The sequence below is a fragment of the Janthinobacterium rivuli genome (genome assembly GCF_009208735.1).
GTDB lineage: Bacteria > Pseudomonadota > Gammaproteobacteria > Burkholderiales > Burkholderiaceae_D > Janthinobacterium.
The window spans coordinates 1-255 of record NZ_WFLJ01000099.1 but is presented as its reverse complement, the minus strand read 5'-3'; the positions used below and the strand labels follow the sequence as shown (position 1 = coordinate 255).

Genomic DNA, 255 nt, shown 5'->3' with positions numbered 1-255 from the left:
GAAGAGTTTGATCCTGGCTCAGATTGAACGCTGGCGGCATGCCTTACACATGCAAGTCGAACGGCAGCACGGAGCTTGCTCTGGTGGCGAGTGGCGAACGGGTGAGTAATATATCGGAACGTACCCTAGAGTGGGGGATAACGTAGCGAAAGTTACGCTAATACCGCATACGATCTAAGGATGAAAGTGGGGGATCGCAAGACCTCATGCTCGTGGAGCGGCCGATATCTGATTAGCTAGTTGGTAGGGTAAAAG

General features: G+C 52.2%; 1 rRNA gene. It reads left to right on the top strand.

Annotated elements, in window-relative coordinates:
- A 16S ribosomal RNA gene (locus GCN78_RS29105) occupies positions 1-255 on the top strand; the annotation flags it as partial.